Here is a 17081-nt window from a genome sequence, read left to right as displayed (position 1 = left end):
TGCCAATATTGCCGGCATTCCGCCCGGCTCTGCGCTCTTTAAAGGTTCTCACCGCTTTCAAGCTAAAGGGATTGTCATATCCAATCACATAAAGGCAGACTATCCTTTGTGAAGCAGGGGCGGAGGTGGCGTTGGCCGCCGACCTGTGCATTCGGTGGGGTATCCAAGGCAAGGGCGGACGGGGCCCGGCGGCGGATGTGTTGCGCAAGGTGTGGATGAAAGCGACGTTACCGCCTGAACAGGCCGAGACGGACATCCTGCCGGAGAGCGGGGGCGTGGAGACGGCCGCGGTGGCGCGTGTGCCGCTGCGCAAACGGCTGTCCTTCAAACAGGCGCGCAACACGGCGCTGGTTACCTTGATGCTGGGTCTGGTCCTGTCCACGGCCCAGATCACCATCGATCTTCTGGACATGGAACGGCAGTCGGACCAGTTGGTCCGGCAGGTCCTGTCGATCATGCGGGAAGCGGCAGCGGAAAGCGCCTATTCCTTCGATCAGGCGCTGGCCGACCGTGTCGTGACCGGCCTGTTTGAATACAAGCCCATCTACCGTGCCGTCATTCTGGAGGATTTCGGCAACCAGCTGGCCGCCCGCGAACGTCCCCAGGCGGAGGGGCAGCTCAAATGGCTGGCGGAGATGCTGCTGCCGGTGGAGAAGACCTACTCCATCCCGCTGGTGATCGAGCGGCACAACCAGAATGTCGGTGAACTACGTGTTTCCATCGACCGGTTCCTGATCGCGCAGGAATTCTTCCGGCGGTCCGGGGTGGTTCTGTCGACGGGCATCATCTGGACGGTGGCGTTGGCCCTGATCCTGGTGGTGATGTTCTATTCCACCCTGACCAAGCCGTTCCTGCGCATGTCCTCGGTCATCGCGGAAATCAATCCCCTGCGCCCGGCCGACAAGCTTCTGTCCGTGCCCAAGCGGCATGAGGATGACGAACTGGGCCTGCTGGCCAAGACCATCAACGAGGTGCTGGTGCAGTTCGACCATTCGCTGGTCGAACGTGTGCGCGCCGAACAGGCGCTGCGTGAGCGTGAGACGCGCCTGTCCGGCATCATGGACAATGTGGCCGACGGCATCATCACCCTGGATGAGGATCTGCGCATCGAAACCATGAACAGCGCCGCCGAGGCGTTGTTCGGCTATGCCGACGGTGAAGCAGTGGGCCAGCCCTTCGTCACCCTGATTGAGGAGCGCGACTGGACCCGTGTGGCCGTGGCGCTGATGGCCTGTCTGCGCCGGGCGGAGGAAGATCAGCGCCCCGACAACCGGGCCGAAATCCAGGGCCGCCGCCGCCATGGCGAGGTGTTCGCCATGGCCTTCGGTGTCAGCCAGATGCGGCTGGGCGACCGGCGCACCGCCATCTGCGTGGTGCAGGACATCACGCAGCGCAAGCGCGCCGAACAGGCCCTGCGCGAAAGCGAGGAACGGCTGAAGCTGGCCGTGAGGGCCACCCGGTCCGGCGTGTTCGACAATTCCTATACGAAGGGCACCTATTGGTGGTCGCCCGAATTTATCGAGATGCTGGGATATGACGCGGTCGACGCGATGTATGCCAACAAGCTGTTCGACGGGCTGCTGCATCCCGACGACAAGGACATGGCGCAAAACCAGATCGAGCGCTACCTGAACGGGGAGGTGGGCGATTACCTGTCGCTCTATCGCCTGCGCCATCGCGACGGGTCCTGGGTCTGGATCGAGGCCAGAGGCCAGGCCATCCGCGATGATGGCGGCCGGCCGCTGCGCTTCACCGGCACCATGACCGACGTTTCGGACCGCAAGCGGTTCGAAGAACAGCTTATGTATGTCAGCACCCATGACCCGCTGACGGGCCTGCCCAACCGTACCCTGGTGCAGGACCGGTTGCAGCATGCGCTGGCCCATGCGGGCCGCAAGGGTACGACCGTGGCCGTGCTGCTGCTGGATGTTGACCGGTTCAAGCTGGTCAATGACAGTCTGGGCCACCAGGCGGGCGACAAGCTGCTGCGGGCGCTCGCCCAACGGCTGGGTTCCTGCGTGCGCGCCGCTGACACGGTGGGGCGCCTTGGCGCGGATGAATTCCTGATCGTGGCGGAGGATCTGCCCGATCCGCAGATGGCGGCCCGCGTGGCGGAGACCATCCTGGTCAGCCTGTCGCGCCCCTTCGGCATCGACGGGCAGCAGCTCTTTGTCACCACCTCCATCGGCATCGCCCTGTTCCCCGGCGATGGTGCGGATTTCCACGCCCTGATGCGCGACGCCGATACGGCGATGCACAATGCCAAGGCATCGGGCGGCAATGGCTACCGCTTCTTCACGCCGGAAATGAACGAGGCGGCGGTGGCCCGCCTATCGCTGGAACATTCCCTGCGCGAGGCGCTGGAGCAGGGCCAGTTCTTCCTTCATTACCAGCCCAAGATCGCCATGAGCACCATGGCCGCCGTGGGCGTGGAGGCGCTGATCCGCTGGCAGCACCCGGAAATCGGCATGATCCCGCCGGGCAAGTTCATTCCGGTTGCGGAAGAAACCGGCCTGATCGTGCCCCTGGGCGAATGGGTCATGCGCGCCGCCCTGGCCCAGATCCAGGATTGGCGCAAGCGTGGCTTCGCCCCGATCCCGGTGGCCGTCAATGTTTCCGTCCGCCAGATCGCGACGCCCATGTTCGGTGAACGCGTCTTCTCGCTCTGCCAGGAATATGGCGTGCCGCCGGAATTGCTGGAGATCGAGATCACCGAGACGGCGATGATGTCCAACCTGGCCTATATCGCCGATACGCTGAACGAGATCCGGGGCCGTGGCATCCGAATCGCCATCGACGATTTCGGCACGGGCTATTCCTCGCTCTCCTATCTGCGCCGTCTGCCCATCACGACGCTGAAGGTGGACCGTTCCTTCGTGAACGAGGCGCCGACCAATGCCGATACGGGCGCCATCGCGGCCACCATCATCGCCATGGGCCGACAGTTGGGCCTGAAGGTGGTCGCGGAAGGAATCGAGACGGAGGAGCAGCTCGAATTCCTGCGCCTGCATCATTGCGATGAGCTGCAGGGCTATTTCTTCTCCCGGCCGCTGCCGCCCGGCGATCTCGAAACCCGATTCCTGCAACTGGATGGTGTGCTGGAAGTTGCCGGTTGACGTAAACGTCACAAGGGGTTGAGAGGCATTTTCGTCATTCGCAAGTGCAAAATTTCCCGTATCGCGGGAGCGCTGCCCAATAAACGGGCGTTTGACCGAGATGCCATAAATACGTTCAAGCCATTGGAAACTGGGCAAAAAATGTGTCTTTTTTGCCAGTCCGGGCATCAAACGAACCCGCCGGAGACATAACGCGCATAGAAGCCTTGACGTCCCCACATGGCGGCCTTTACGAAAAGGTTACGCGAAATTCCCCCGGCTCTGAAAAAGGGTCGGCCGCCGGCCCATAGCCGGGGAATGATAAGAATGGGATGCGAGGAGGAAACGCATGGCACGCAAATCGACGCCGCAGGTGCGCATGGACCGTCGGGTACTGGCCGGGGTTAGTGCGGCGGCCATCCTGGCCCCGATGCTGGCGGTAGGCAGCGCACAGGCTGTCGCCTTCAACCGCGGCGAGTTGAGCGGCAGCTTCGACACGACCCTGACCATGGGCGCCCTGTTCCGCGTCCAGGGCCGTGACCCGGATCTGATCGGCGTCGCCAATGGCGGTCGCGCCCATTCGATCAACGGCGACAATGGCAACCTGAACTATGACAAGGGCCTAGTGTCGCTCGCCGGCCGTGCCACGCACGAGCTGAAGCTGAGCTACGGCAATCTGGGCGCCTTTGTCCGTGGCACCTACTTCTATGACGTCGTGAACGCCAAGAAGTCGTCGACCAACGGGGCGCGTACCAACCGCTTCGCCTTCAATTCCGACACGGTCGAGCGCGTGGGCCGTGACTTCGATCTGCTGGACGCTTTCGTTTATGGCGATTTCGCCGTGGGCGACGGCTCCAATCTCTCTGTCCGCCTGGGCAAGCAGGTGTTGAGCTGGGGTGAAAGCACTTTCATCCAGAACGGCATCAACTCCATCAACCCGGTCGATGTCTCCGCCCTGCGCGTGCCGGGTTCGGAACTGAAGGAAGCCTTCCTGCCGGTGCCGATCGCCGACATCAGCTTCTCCTTCAACGAGAATGTCTCGCTGGAAGCCTTCTATCAGTTCAAGTGGGACAATACGGAGCCGGAAGCCGCCGGTTCCTTCTTCTCCACCAATGATGCGGCCTCTCCCGGTGGCGACCATCTGTTCATCGGCTTCGGCAACTACCTGTTCCGGGACGATCCCAGCCAGGGTGCGGTTGCCGGCGGCAATGTCTTCCCGGTGGACAAGTATCCGAACCCGCTGCTGAACGGTTTCCGTGGCGCGCAGTCGCTGACCCCGTTCGGCACCGTGGTGCCCCGGTCCAAGGATGATACGCCCAGCGACAGCGGGCAGTATGGTCTGGCCCTGCGTATCTTCGCCGAAGAACTGAACAATACCGAATTCGGCTTCTACTACACGAACCTGCATTCGCGTGTGCCGGTGCTCAGCTCCATCGTCGGCAGCCTGCAGCAGTTCCAGGCGGATCCCTCGAACTTCACGAAGAATTCGTCCTACCGCGCCGAATATCCCGAGGATATTCAGCTTTTCGGCGCCAGCTTCAACACCACCATCCCGTTCGGCATCTCCCTGCAGGGCGAAATCAGCTTCCGCAAGGACCAGCCCTTGCAGTTGGATGACGTGGAGCTGTTGCAGGCAACCCTTGCCGCCCCGTCGATCCTGGGGTCCATTGCGTCTGCCCAGGCCCAGGGCGCCGCTGCCGGGGCCACCGCTGGCCGGGCCCAGGGCAGTGCGACATTCAATAGCGCCGTCGCTGCCGCTATCGCCGGTAATCCGGCCCTGCGCCCCTTCACCGGCCTGACCTTCGAGCAGATCCAGGCCATCAATCCGACAGTGGCGGGCGCCATCAGCAGCGGCATCGCCGCCGCCGCCGGGTCGCCGGGCGGCACCCGCGCCGCGTTCGAAACGGCCGGGGCAACAGCGGGCGCGGCCGCCGGTGGGTTGCAGGGTGCCAATGCCGGTGCAGTCGGTGCGGCAAACCTGTTCAACACCAACCAGATCGTCAAGAAGATCGGGGCGATCCAGGGCACGACGGCCGCCGCCATCACGGCCGATCTGGCCAACCGCTATTTCGGCAAGCGCATCCAGGGCTGGGAGGAATTCGACGTTACCCAGGCCCAGATGACCGCCACCAAGGCCTTCGAACGCGCCTTCGGTGCCGATCAGTGGGTGATGGTGGCGGAAGTCGGCGGCACCTGGATTTCCGACATGCCGGACAAGACCGTGCTGCGCCTGGAAGGGCCGGGCACGGTGGTTGGTGGCAACCCGGCCTTTGTTGGCCGTGGCGGTATGGCCGATCTGGCCACCGACGGCTTTGCCGACGCCTTCTCCTGGGGTTACCGCGCGGCCCTGCGTTTCGATTATCTGAACGCGATGCCGGGCATCAACCTCTATCCCTCCATCTCCTGGCAGCATGACGTGAACGGCACCACGCCGACGCCGCTGGGCAATTTTGTGGAAGGCCGCAAGGCCATCAGCCTGGGTCTGCGTGCCCTGGTGCGGGAGACCATCACGGTCGACCTGTCCTATTCCAACTATTTCGGGGCCGGGAAGTTCAACCTGATCAACGATCGCGACTTTGTGGCCGCCAGCGTCAAATACTCGTTCTGACGCCGCACGACGACCACATAAGAAGATAGCGATCGAGGAGGAAACGCATGTTCCGTATGAAATCCGCTCTGCTGGGTGGCGCCATCGCCCTGGCTTTCAGCCTTCCCACCCTGGCGCAGACCGCCGCTGATCTGGGCAAGACCTTGACCCCGATGGGCGCCATCAAGGCCGGCAATGCCGACGGCACCATCCCGGAATGGACCGGCGGTATCACCAAGCCGCCCGCCAACTGGCAGCCTGGCACGATCGAGGTGGACCCGTTCCCCGAGGACAAGGTCAAGTTCACCATCACTGCGGCCAATATGGCCCAGTATGAGGACAAGTTGCCGGAGGGTCTGAAGGCCCTGCTGAAGCGCTATCCCGACTACAAGATGAATGTCTATCCGACCCGCCGCAGCGCGTCGTATCCGGACCGCATCTACAAGGAAACCATCGCCAACGGCTCGCGGGCCAAGCTGGTCGATGGCGGCAATGGCGTGGAAGGGGCCAAGGAAGGCGTGCCGTTCCCCATCCCGAAGGAGGGTGTGGAGGCCGTGTGGAACCACCTGCTGCGTTATCGCGGCGAGGCGACGGAGCGCAATGTGGGTCAGGTGAACCCGCAGACCGACGGTTCCTACACGCTGATCATGCTCTCCGAGAAGGTGAAGTACCTGTATCAGGCGCCCGGCGGCGCTCCCGGTAACACCTCGCTCTACTTTCTGCAGGAGGTGACCAGCCCGGCCCGTCTGGCCGGTGAAATCCTGCTGGTGCATGAGACGATCAATCAGGTGAAGGAACCGCGTTCGGCCTGGACCTACAATCCGGGACAGCGCCGTGTCCGCCGCGCCCCCAACGTCGCCTATGACAATCCCGGCACGGCGTCGGACGGCCTGCGCACCACCGACAATTTCGACATCTATTCTGGTGCGCCCGACCGTTACGACTGGAAGCTGGTCGGCAAGAAGGAAATGTACGTGCCGTACAATTCCTACAAGCTGCATTCCAAGGACACGAAGTACAGCGACATCGTGAAGCCCGGCCATATCAACCAGGATCTGGCCCGTTACGAGCTGCACCGCGTCTGGGTGGTGGAAGCGACCCTGAAGCAGGGCACCAGCCACATCTATGCCAAGCGCCGCTTCTATATCGACGAGGATAGCTGGCAGATCCTGGTTGCCGATCATCTGGACGCGCGTGGCGAGATGTGGCGCGTGGCCGAGTGCCATCCGGTGAACTATTATTCCATGCCGACCTTCTGGTCGACGCTGGATGCGCTCTATGACCTGCAGTCGGGTCGCTATACGGCCATCGGCCTGGACAACCAGGAAGCGCCGTACAAGTTCGAAGTGAAGTACAGCGAAGCCGATTTCTCGCCTGACAGCCTGCGCCGCGCCGGCGTTCGCTGATCGGCGGAACGGCAACGGGCCGGCTGGTGGCGAACCGGCCGGCCCTTTTCCGTCTCTTGGCGGATTTTAACCAAACCTCGCCGGTGATCCGATGCTTCTTTCCTCCTCCGCTCTTCGTCCGCTGGCGGCAAGCCTGTGCCTGCTGCTTCTGGGCGTCCTGCCCGTGGCAGCGCAGGAGGCGGCAGCCCCGGCGTTACGCCCCGCGGTGATCGCGCCGCTGGCCAGCCAGTCCCTGATCCTGGGGGCGGCGCGTGCCGGTGACCGGCTGGTGGCCGTGGGCGAACGGGGTCACATCCTGCTGTCCGATGATAATGGCAAGAGCTGGCGACAGGTGCCGGTCCCCGCCAATACAGCCCTGACAGGTGTGCATTTTGCCGATCCCCGGCGCGGCTGGGCCGTGGGCCATGACGCCGTGATCCTGCATACCCAGGATGGCGGCGAAAGCTGGCAGGTCCAGCATGCCGATCCCGAGCTGGAACAGCCCCTGATGGATGTGCTGTTCAATGCCGACGGACAGCATGGCATCGCGGTCGGCGCCTATGGACTGTATCTGGAAACTGCTGATGGCGGCGTCACTTGGAACAGCCGGCAGATCAGTGAGGATGATTTCCATTTCAACGCCATCCTGGCGCCCACGCCGGAAACCCGCCTGATCGCGGGGGAGGCCGGGACCCTGCTGTTCAGTGCCGATGCCGGGGCCACCTGGACCAAGCTGGACAGCCCCTATGACGGGTCCTTCTTTGATGTGCTGGCCCTGGGTCCGCAAAGCTTCCTGGCCTACGGTCTGCAGGGCAATATCCTGCGCAGCGATGATGGCGGCAAAAGCTGGACCGCGATTGAGAGCAACACCACGGCGGGCCTGATGGGCGGCGCCATGCTGGCCGATGGTTCCGTGGTGCTGGTGGGGGCGCAGGGTGCGGTTCTGACCAGCGGCGACGGCGGCCGCACCTTTGCCACCACCAAGCGCGCCGACCGTGTGGCCCTGGCCGATGCCATCCAGGCGCCCGATGGCAGCGTCATTCTGCTGGGCGAACACGGGCCGATCCCGGCGCGTCCGTGACGCGCCGCCTTCGCCCCGCCCCGATCCCTTGAACGCCAAGGCGAACCGACATGTCCCAGTCCACCTCCTTCCTGTCCCGTCTTGAACATTGGACCTTCCGCAACCGGGTGCTGATCCTGGTCGTGTTCGGTCTGCTGACGGCCTTCATGGGCTGGCAAGGTGCCAAGCTGCGCGTCGTTGCCGGGTTTGAGAAGACCCTGCCGCTTGAGCATCCCTATATGCAGACCTTCACCAAGCATATGAAGGAATTCGGCGGCGCCAACCGGGTGCTGGTGGCGCTGTCGGTGAAGGAAGGCGACATCTACACGCCGGAATTCATGACAAGGCTGAAGCAGGTGACGGACGAAGTGTTCTTTGTCCCCGGCGTGGACCGCGCCAGCGTCACCAGCATCTTCACGCCCAATGTGCGCTTCATCGAGATCGTGGAGGATGGGTTCGCGGGCGGCAATGTCATCCCCGCCGAATTCCAGCCCAATGAGCAGTGGCTGCCTATCGTCCGCGAGAATGTCCTGAAATCCGGTCAGGTCGGCCGCCTGGTGGCGGAGGATTTCACGGCGGCGCTGGTGTCGGTACAGTTGGTGGAGAAGGACCCGCGCACCGGCGAGAAGCTGGACTACACGGCCGTGGCGCAGCAGCTTGAGGCCATCCGCACCAAGTTCGAGGATGACAAGGTCCAGGTCCATATCATCGGCTTCGCCAAGGCCATGGGCGATATCGCCGACGGGGCCAAGAGCGTGGTGATGTTCTTCGCCATCGCCTTCGTCATTACCGCCGTGCTGGTCTATGGCTATGGCAAAAGCTGGATGATGACCTTCGCGATGCTGGGCATTTCGCTCTGTACCGTCGTCTGGCAATTCGGCCTGCTGGTGCTGCTGGGCTATGGCATCGATCCCTTGTCGATCCTGGTGCCGTTCCTGGTCTTCGCCATCGCCATTTCTCACGGCGTGCAGAATGTGGGCACCATCACGCAGGAAATGGGCAAGGGGGCGGATGCCTTCACGGCGGCGCGGATCAGTTTCGAACGGTTGCTGGTGCCCGGCGCCTCGGCCTTGGTCACCGACGCGCTGGCCTTTGTCACCATCGCCATCATCCAGATCCAGATGATCCAGGAACTGGCCGTTTCGGCCTCGGTCGGCATGCTGATCATCATCATCACCCATCTCTGGGTGCTGCCGGTGGTGCTGTCCTTCCTGCCGCTGGGTGACAAGTACCGGTCCCGCGTGTCGGGTCAGGTGGACCGGTTCGACCGCGTGTGGGGCTGGTTCGCCGTCTTTGCCCGACCCAAGGGCGCCATTGTCATGGTGCTGATCGGGCTGGGCGTGTTCTGCATCGCGCTGTGGGAACAGCGGCACATGACGGTGGGCGACACGGAGGCGGGCGTGCCCGAACTGTGGCCCGACAGCCGTTACAACCAGGATGCCCAGCTGATCGTGGACCGGTTCGCCATCGGCGTGGATATCATCCAGGTCATTGTGGAGACCAGGGCCGACGGCTGTATCGATTACAACATCATCAAGCAGGTGGATGATTTCACCTGGGCCATCTCCAATGTCGATGGCGTGCAATCGACCATGTCGATGGCCACGGCCATGAAGACGGTCAATACTGGCTGGAACGAGGGCAACCTGAACTGGCGTGTGCTGCCGCGCAATTCACAGGTTCTGGTCCGCACCGTTTCGCCCATCGAGACATCGACGGGGCTGCTGAATTCCAACTGCTCGGTCATGCCGGTGATGATCTTCACCAAGGACCACAAGGCCGAGACCATCCAGCGCATCGTGGATGCGGTGGAGCAGTATAAGAAGGACAACCCGTCCGATACGGTCAGCTTCAACCTGGCCACCGGCAATGTCGGCGTGATGGCGGCCACCAACCAGGCGGTGATGACGGCGGAAAAGCCGATGCTGCTGCTGGTCTATGCCACCGTCGTGCTGTTCTGTGTCATCACCTTCCGCTCCATCGTCGGGTCGCTTGCCACCGTGCTGCCGCTGATCGTGGTGTCGATCCTGTGCAACGCCATGATGACCTGGCTGGGCATCGGGCTGAAGATTTCCACCTTGCCCGCCGCCGCGCTGGGCGTGGGTATCGGTGTGGATTACGGGCTCTATATCTTCAACCGGCTCCAATCCTATCTGAAGCATGGCCTGAACTTCGCGGAAGCCTATTACCGCACGCTACAGGAAACCGGCAGTTCCGTGCTGTTCACCGGCCTGACCCTGGCCGTGGCGACGGCGACCTGGATCTTCTCCGACCTGAAGTTCCAGGCCGATATGGGTGTGCTGCTCACCTTCATCTTCCTGGCCAACATGATCGGGGCTGTCGTGCTGCTGCCGGCGGTGGCGGCCCTGCTGTACCGGATGTTCCCCAAACTGTACGAGGCGGAGGTACGCCGGGCGTCCAAGCGGACCTTCGCGGTTCATTGACCGTTGCTTGACAGGGAAACCGGATATTGCCAGCTTCGCTGCCGCACCCTGGGGGCCTGTCTCCCAGGGCCTCTGCGGGTTGACGGAGTGGAAACCGTGTCCGGCGGTTTGAACGAAGAGCGGGGGTTTGGGGAATGACCAAGGCTCCCCGCCTGTTGGTGACGATCCCGCACTTCTTCAAGGAAGGGGCCAACGCGCAATACGGGTCGGGCCGTGATGCGGCGGTGGTCAGGGTGACGGCCCTGCGCTGCTGCATCAGCTCCCTGCATCAGGCGCTTGCCGGGGGCCATGCCGTCATCCAGGTCGGTGACAAGGTCGGCCGCCCGATCGAGCCGATACAGCGGGTGGAACTGGATATCGTCGTCTGCACCGTTGGGGATAACCACCTGCTGGGCGAGTTGCAGGATATGAACACCCTGTTCACGCAGGAGCCGGTCAATATCCCCGACCCGATGCTGCTGGGTTTTGAATGTCAGCGGATCATGAAGGAACGGTTCGGCCAGTATGACTGGTACGCCTTCATGGAAGATGACCTGATCATCACGGATCCCTGGTTCATCACCAAACTGGCCTGGTTCCAGCGGCACACGAGCCCCATGGTCCTGTTACAGCCCAACAGGTTTGAAATATCGGGCGGCCCCTTGCACAAGGTCTATATCGACGGCGATCTTTGTCAGGTCATGGTCGACCAGATCTTGCCCAAGGGGCAGGTTACGATGAAGGCCGATTTTCTTGGCCTGGATATGCGGTTCGTACAGGCCAAGAATCCGCATTCCGGGACCTATTTCCTGACGGCGGCTCAGCTTCAACACTGGATGGGGCGCCCGTCGTTCCTGGATTACGACACCAGCCTGTTCGGTCCGCTTGAAAGCGCCGCGACATACGGGGTCCTGCGGACGTTCCAGATATTCAAACCGCATGTCGGCAATGCCGCCTTCCTGGAAATCCAGCATCACGGCCAGGCCTTCATCAGGACCTTGCTGAACCAGTTCCCGATGCAGAACGAGCCCCTGCGATAGGGTGGAGCGTGAGCTGTCCCGGTATCGCCATGGCGTCCGGGTGCGCATAATACCAGTGCCGATAAATTCCGGCCCATCGGAATTTATCGGCTTCGGCGGCATGGGCCGCCGCCGCGCCCGTCGGCGCGGATATAAAAAGGGCCGCGACGGATAGCCGTCGCGGCCCTTTTTATATCCGCACTTGGTTCCCCCGGGTCCCGACGCGTCGGGACCCGGGTTCAGGCATCAGAAGCCGATCTTCATATGGGCGGTCAGGGCATGGTCGGTGCGGTCACCACCGGCAAAATGACCATTATAGCCGACGGCAACCGAGACATTTTCCGCCGTTTCATGCACCAGCCCGGCCCCCACGGCCAGACGCCCGCGCTTGCCGGCGCCCGGATCGGTCACCGCCCGTTCGCCATTGGCGAAACGGCCGGTGATGGCGCGGCTGTCGTCCTTGAACTCATACTCATAGGCCAGACGGACCTGAGGCACGAAGCTGGTGCCCACGCCGCTGATCTGACCGCCGACGCTGCCCAGCAGGCTTTCAGCGTCGAAATCATCCCAGGTCAGGGACAGCGGGCCGCCGCCCGTCTCCCCGAACCCTTCCACACGGCTCTTGGCATAACGCAGGCCGATGACGGGACCCATGGCGTAGGACCCGGCCACCGGCGTATAGCCGATGGTGGTGCCCAACGCGTAGGTGTTGCCCTTATAGTCGCTCTTGGCGGTGGCGAACGGGGTGAAGCGGGTAGCACGGTTCGACTTGTAGTCATCGAAGCTGTAGGACATGGTCGTGTCCATCCACATGTCATCGGCCGCCGCCGTGATATAGGCGGTCATGTTGTAGGCCGTGGCGTCCAGCTTGGAATAGGCCTCGTCAGTCTTGGCGTTCAGGTTGCCATAGCTGAAGGCCACGCCGGCGACGACGTGACGATCGACCTGATAATCGAAGCCCAAGCCGGCGTTGAACCCGTCATAATCATAGCCCATCTGGCCCCGGACCGGATCGCGGCTGCCATCGACATAGGTGCCGAAGGCAAACATGCCGTACCGGCCATCCTGGCCGGCCTGGGCGCCGATGACATTGACGGAACCCTGGCCCGTGCGGGCGCCGGCCATACGGGCCGACACGCCTTCATTGGCCAGGTCCAGCAGACGCTGGGCCGCGTCGGTGGTGATGGCCAGGGCCGCCGGCGCCTCGAACGTGGCCGACAAGGTGCCATAGGCATATTCGGCGACCATCTGGTGTGCCGCTGCCGTCGGATGCAGGGCATCGAAGAACACCGTGCCGGCCGCACCCGCCGCCGTGGCGCAGGCACCGGTGGCAACCAGCGACCCGCCCGGCCCGACAGGGGCATAGCAGGGCGTGGAGACATTGGTGAAGCCGTAGGTGGACGGCGAGGCCAGCAGCCCCTGGAACAGGGTCTGCACATCGACCACCGTCACGGTCGCACCCTGCGCGCGCAGGGCGTTGGCAGAGGCCTTGATGGCCTGGGTATGCAGGTCGGACACGGTGTTGGCCGACGCCTTGTCGGCCGCCGACAGGCCGCTGGTCAAGGGGATGGAGCCCAGCGGCGGGAGGTTGAACAGCACAAACTGCCGCGCGCCGGCGGAGTAGAGGCGGCCGGCCTGGGCCGTGATGGCGCCGGTGGTGGCGGCAATGGCGGCCTGGGCGGCGGCTGTCGGGTTCGACTGCGGCTGGGTCAGCACGGCGATATAGTCATTGCCGCCGATCCAGATACCCACGGCGCGGCTGGCCGGAATGCTGGTCCCGCCCGCCAGATAGGCATCGACCTGCGCCGTCAGATCGATGGGCGTTGCACGGGTCGCGCGGGCGCCGCCAAAGGCACGGCTGCTGGTGGTGATGCCGGAAACGGTGGCCAGATCCTCCAGCCAGACCGGGCCATTGCTGAAGCGCCCGTTCACATAGGGGGCGCCGGGCCGGGTGGCCGGGTTGATGTTCTTCAGATTGTCTGTATCGCTGAGGCTGTCGCCGAACACGACCAGCGAGGAGAAGTCGATGCCCTGGGCCTTGGCGGCCGGCGCATCCATGGCGATGGCGGAAAGGGACAGGACGGCGGCAAGCGCGGTGCCGCCCAGAAGCTTGTGGCTCATCAATAGGTTCCTCCCATGGTCGGGCCATTGTTTGGTTGCCCGATTCAGCACGACCTTGACGGTAGCCAATGCCAGACCGGCGCGGAAGGGGGTGACGTTACGTAACCTGCCGGCCCCCATGCATTATTCCGGTGATTGCGGCCCCGATGACACAACCCGCCGCCCATTCGCACATAAAAATCGGGCGGTTCCGCCTGGAACCGCCCGAGTTGGTACTGCCTCACAAGTCGGGCTCTCGCCCCTTACAGAATGCTTGGACCGTCAAAGAAGTTCCCGACCGATTTCAGCGTAAAGGGATCGAAGCTGCCCAGTTCGACCAGTTCCTGCCCGGCGGAACTGAAATAGGCGACGGGGGCCAGCGATCCCGGCTGATAGGGGGCGAAATCACCGACGGCGGCGACGATGATATCTTCGATCCCGTCACCGTCGATATCCTGGGTGCCCACGAAATCCCAGCCGAAATCCAGCTTGAAGACTGTCTGGAAATAATCGATGCCGGCCATGTAGCTGGTGGCGATGTCAAAGGGTGGATGGACCCAGACGCTGAATTCCCGGCTGCCCGCATCGTAGAACAGGATCTCATCCAGACTGTCCGTGCCGTGGAAATTACCCACCGCAGCGACCGACACGGTGCCGTCGGCGGTAATGCCGCTGACGAAATAGGCGTCCGACAGGTCGTTCTTTACATAAAGATCGCCCGTGCTCTTGTCCTTGAACAAGACATCGACACCGCCACGGGCATCCAGGTTGCCCAGCGCCACGAATTCGTTGTTCCGGTCCTGATTGTCCCAGATCACGTAGATATTGCCGGTATCGGTATCGACGCCATAGATCTGCTTGGCCGGTTCGGCATAGCGACCGGCATCGGGATGCGGCTCACCCACGGCGATGCCCTGGTCGACGCTGGGGAAATAGACCTCGTTGGAGGTCGTCATCAGCACGCCGCGCAGTTCCACCTTGATGTCGGACAGGTCCAGGCCGGGGAAAAGCCCCGTGTCGTAGGACATCTCGACCGCTTCCGCCGCGATGGGGCGCGGCGGCATGGGGAAGGGCTGGATCGTGAAAATCGGCTCTTCCGCCGGCGGCGGGTCGATGCCGATGTTCGGCGTGTCGCTATACAGCAGGTAGGAGGTGAAGATCACGTCGTTGCGGCCGTCGCCATTGGCATCGGCGATGCCGGCCAGTTCGGTGATCCGCTCCAACCCGAACATGTACGGCGTCGGCAGTGCGATCTCCAGCACATGCTCGACAGGCTTCTCGCCGCCGGGCTGGCCATCGAACCAGGAGAAGGTGCCATCGTCGCGGCCGACGACGACATCGGCCACGCCATCGGTGGACAGGATGCCCGCCGCCACGGCATTGACGCCGTGGGTGTCGATGCCGGGCAACGGCATCGACATGCCGGTCAGTGACCGGAGGGTCAGACCGGATTTGTCGAAGGTGAGAATCTGCGAACTCATCGCACGCATGCCTCTTGATTGTGACGACCGGCCGCCGCGCGGGGCGGCCCTCGTCGGATTGTCAGCCCCGATATCCATTGGATATGCCGGCGTCGGGCAGGGGTCAATAAGTTGCTTAATTCGGAATGACGAAATACGACATCACTGTATAAGGAAGGGGGTAACCCTTTGGAATGATTTGGGCGGCCAAACAATGCGGGGCCAGGACGGCGCGATCGCTGCTGCCTTTAGGAGGCTGTCGACGGCGCGGATGGGGGCGACTCGCGTCGTTGGATGCACGGCGGCAATTGTTTCAATCATTTCAGACCATCGGTCAAATTCCTGACCGATGGTCTCCGCGTCGGCGGCGGCCGGTATCAGGCGGGCAAAGAAAAAGCCCCGCCGGGTGGGGCGGGGCCTTGCAATGTGATGGCGTGCCGGGCTGGCCGGCACACGGATCAGACGTTGAAGCGGAAATGGAAGATGTCGCCGTCCTGGACCAGATATTCCTTGCCTTCCATGCGCATCTTGCCGGCTTCCTTGGCCCCGACCTCGCCGCCCAGCGTGACATAGCTGTTGTAATCGACGGTTTCGGCCTTGATGAAGCCGCGTTCGAAATCGGTATGGATGACGCCGGCGGCTTCCGGGGCCTTGGCGCCCTTGCGGACGGTCCAGGCGCGGGCTTCCTTCGGGCCGACGGTGAAGAAGGTCAGCAGGCCCAGCAGGCCGTAGCCGGCGCGGATCAGGCGGTTCAGGCCCGGTTCCTCCAGCCCCAGCGACGACAGGTATTCCAGCTTGTCCTCGACCGGAAGCTGCGACAACTCGGCCTCGATGGCGGCGGAGATCACAACGCTGGCGGCACCCTGGCGGGCGGCCATCTCGGCCACCTTGGCGGACAGGGCGTTGCCGCTGCCGGCCGATGCCTCTTCCACGTTGCAGACATACAGGACGGGCTTGCCGGTCAGCAGCGCCATCTGCTTGAACATGTCGCGTTCTTCGTTGCTGATCTCCACCGACCGGGCGGGGCGGCCGTCGCGCAGGGCGTTCAGCACGCGTTCCATCAGCTCCGACAGGGCCTTGGCATCCTTGTCGCCGGCCTTGGCCTTCTTCTGCAGGGGCGGCAGGCGCTTTTCCAGGCTGTCCATGTCGGCCAGCATCAGTTCCGTCTCCACCGTCTCCGCATCGCGGACCGGTTCGATGGAACCTTCGACATGGGTGATGTCACCATCCTCGAAGCAGCGCAGCACATGGACGATGGCGTCGACCTCGCGGATATTGGCCAGGAACTGGTTGCCCAGGCCCTCACCCTTCGACGCGCCGCGCACCAGGCCGGCGATATCCACGAATTCAAGCTGCGTGGGCACGGTCTTCTGCGACTTGGCGATCTCGACCAGCTTGTCCAGGCGCGGGTCCGGCACGCCGACGCGGCCGACATTCGGCTCGATCGTGCAGAACGGATAGTTCGCAGCCTCGGCCGCCGCCGTGCTGGTCAGCGCGTTGAACAGGGTGGACTTGCCAACGTTGGGCAGGCCGACGATACCGCAGTTGAATCCCATGGGACGATGCTTTGCCGAATATGGTTCAGGATTGCGCCGGTTATCGGCGATCCTGAACAGGAATGCAAATGACGGGGGCGCATTGCATCCCGTCATTTGGCCGACAAGCGTCGGCCCGCCGCCCCTGCGGCGTGAAGCCCTGCCGCCGGGGGCGGATTGCATCCCGACATTTGGCCGCCGGGGCTGGAACTTGTCTTTGCATCGGGCTGTTGGTTGCCACGCTGCCGCCACCATTGCCCGGCCATATCGAAGCGGAACAGGGTTCGTCCTTGCCTTGGCCCCCGGCGGTTTGGCACTAGAGAGCCACCATCGAGGGTCGAAGCGGTTTGGGAAGATGATGATGAAGCGCAGTCTGGGTTTGATGTGCCTGATGCTGGTCGTGGCGGGGTGCCAGAC

The 17081-nt window shown here is 63.2% G+C and carries 9 protein-coding genes; 6 read left to right on the top strand and 3 right to left on the bottom strand.

The annotated features are described in order from the left end of the window. Positions 1-215 precede the first annotated feature (215 nt). From KBA48_RS19540 to KBA48_RS19515, 6 genes are all read left to right on the top strand, one after another. Complete coding sequence (locus KBA48_RS19540) at positions 216-3116, top strand: EAL domain-containing protein (protein ID WP_292909457.1); 2901 nt, start codon at positions 216-218, stop codon at positions 3114-3116. 328 nt (positions 3117-3444) lie between these two features. Next, positions 3445-5703: a DUF1302 domain-containing protein gene (locus KBA48_RS19535; protein WP_292909455.1), complete on the top strand. Its 2259-nt coding sequence runs from the start codon at positions 3445-3447 to the stop codon at positions 5701-5703. A gap of 47 nt (positions 5704-5750) precedes the next feature. After that, positions 5751-7088, top strand: coding sequence for a DUF1329 domain-containing protein (locus tag KBA48_RS19530; RefSeq protein ID WP_292909453.1), 1338 nt, complete (start codon positions 5751-5753; stop codon positions 7086-7088). A 91-nt stretch (positions 7089-7179) separates the two neighbouring features. Beyond that, positions 7180-8148, top strand: coding sequence for a YCF48-related protein (locus tag KBA48_RS19525; RefSeq protein ID WP_292909451.1), 969 nt, complete (start codon positions 7180-7182; stop codon positions 8146-8148). Between the two features lie 50 nt (positions 8149-8198). Further along, positions 8199-10571: an MMPL family transporter gene (locus KBA48_RS19520; protein ID WP_292909449.1), complete on the top strand. Its 2373-nt coding sequence runs from the start codon at positions 8199-8201 to the stop codon at positions 10569-10571. Positions 10572-10705: 134 nt separating this feature from the next. Continuing rightward, positions 10706-11590, top strand: a complete 885-nt coding sequence (locus KBA48_RS19515) for a hypothetical protein (RefSeq protein WP_292909447.1) — start codon at positions 10706-10708, stop codon at positions 11588-11590. 225 nt (positions 11591-11815) lie between these two features. On the opposite strand, the gene KBA48_RS19510 is transcribed toward KBA48_RS19515, so the two are convergent. From KBA48_RS19510 to ychF, 3 genes are all read right to left on the bottom strand, one after another. After that, positions 11816-13690, bottom strand: coding sequence for an autotransporter domain-containing protein (locus KBA48_RS19510; protein WP_292909445.1), 1875 nt, complete (start codon positions 13688-13690; stop codon positions 11816-11818). Positions 13691-13932: 242 nt separating this feature from the next. Continuing rightward, the gene (locus tag KBA48_RS19505; protein ID WP_292909443.1) at positions 13933-15150 is read right to left on the bottom strand and encodes a hypothetical protein; all 1218 of its coding nucleotides are present in this window, start codon (positions 15148-15150) and stop codon (positions 13933-13935) included. A 437-nt stretch (positions 15151-15587) separates the two neighbouring features. After that, complete coding sequence (ychF, locus tag KBA48_RS19500) at positions 15588-16685, bottom strand: redox-regulated ATPase YchF (protein WP_292909441.1); 1098 nt, start codon at positions 16683-16685, stop codon at positions 15588-15590. Between the last annotated feature and the right edge of the window lie 396 nt (positions 16686-17081).

Origin of the sequence: Niveispirillum sp. (genome assembly GCF_017996735.1) — a bacterium.
Taxonomy (GTDB): domain Bacteria; phylum Pseudomonadota; class Alphaproteobacteria; order Azospirillales; family Azospirillaceae; genus Niveispirillum.
The sequence above is the reverse complement of the archived record's forward strand: the minus strand, read 5'-3'. Positions and strand labels throughout refer to the sequence as shown.

What these genes read in the sequence shown, in the direction of transcription:
- KBA48_RS19540 (WP_292909457.1), top strand. Translation starts at nt 216, where the DNA reads ATGAAAGCGACGTTACCGCCTGAACAGGCCGAGACGGACATCCTGCCG.
- KBA48_RS19535 (WP_292909455.1), top strand. Translation starts at nt 3,445, where the DNA reads ATGGCACGCAAATCGACGCCGCAGGTGCGCATGGACCGTCGGGTACTG.
- KBA48_RS19530 (WP_292909453.1), top strand. Translation starts at nt 5,751, where the DNA reads ATGTTCCGTATGAAATCCGCTCTGCTGGGTGGCGCCATCGCCCTGGCT.
- KBA48_RS19525 (WP_292909451.1), top strand. Translation starts at nt 7,180, where the DNA reads ATGCTTCTTTCCTCCTCCGCTCTTCGTCCGCTGGCGGCAAGCCTGTGC.
- KBA48_RS19520 (WP_292909449.1), top strand. Translation starts at nt 8,199, where the DNA reads ATGTCCCAGTCCACCTCCTTCCTGTCCCGTCTTGAACATTGGACCTTC.
- KBA48_RS19515 (WP_292909447.1), top strand. Translation starts at nt 10,706, where the DNA reads ATGACCAAGGCTCCCCGCCTGTTGGTGACGATCCCGCACTTCTTCAAG.
- KBA48_RS19510 (WP_292909445.1), bottom strand. Translation starts at nt 13,690, where the DNA reads ATGAGCCACAAGCTTCTGGGCGGCACCGCGCTTGCCGCCGTCCTGTCC.
- KBA48_RS19505 (WP_292909443.1), bottom strand. Translation starts at nt 15,150, where the DNA reads ATGAGTTCGCAGATTCTCACCTTCGACAAATCCGGTCTGACCCTCCGG.
- ychF (WP_292909441.1), bottom strand. Translation starts at nt 16,685, where the DNA reads ATGGGATTCAACTGCGGTATCGTCGGCCTGCCCAACGTTGGCAAGTCC.